The 480-nt window shown below is 75.0% G+C and carries 1 protein-coding gene; it reads right to left on the minus strand.

Annotated features, from left to right (window positions below):
- On the minus strand, nt 1-480 hold a 480-nt coding region (locus tag VM95_RS38030; RefSeq protein ID WP_045706214.1), incomplete at both ends, for a KR domain-containing protein.

Consider the following 480-nt stretch of genomic DNA (forward strand, 5'->3'; position numbering starts at 1 on the left):
ACCGCCGCCAGCCGCTCAGGCGTCAACGACGCGATCGTCCCGTCGTCCAACACCCCCGCCGCATGCACCACCCCCGCCAACCGACGCCCCGCCAACACCCCCGCCAACGCCTCCCGGTCCGCCGCATCACACGCGGCCACGGTCACTGCGGCGCCCAACTCCTCCAACTCCGCGACCAGTTCACCCGCACCCGGCGCCGCCTCACCCCGCCGGCTCACCAGCAGCAGCTCACGCACCCCGTGCGCCGCCACCAAACGCCGCGCCACCAACCCACCCAACGTCCCGGTCCCACCGGTCACCACCACCGCCCCCGCCGAAACCGCCTTCACCGGGGCCCCGACCGCCGCCCCGCGAGCCAACCTCGGGGCCACCACCACACCGCCACGCACCGCCACCTGCGGCTCACCCGACGACACCGCCGCCACCACACCCTCCGGACCATCCGCCTCCACCAGCACGAACCGCCCCGGAAACTCCGCC

Source organism: Streptomyces rubellomurinus (genome assembly GCF_000961885.1).
In the GTDB taxonomy this organism is placed as follows: domain Bacteria; phylum Actinomycetota; class Actinomycetes; order Streptomycetales; family Streptomycetaceae; genus Kitasatospora; species Kitasatospora rubellomurina.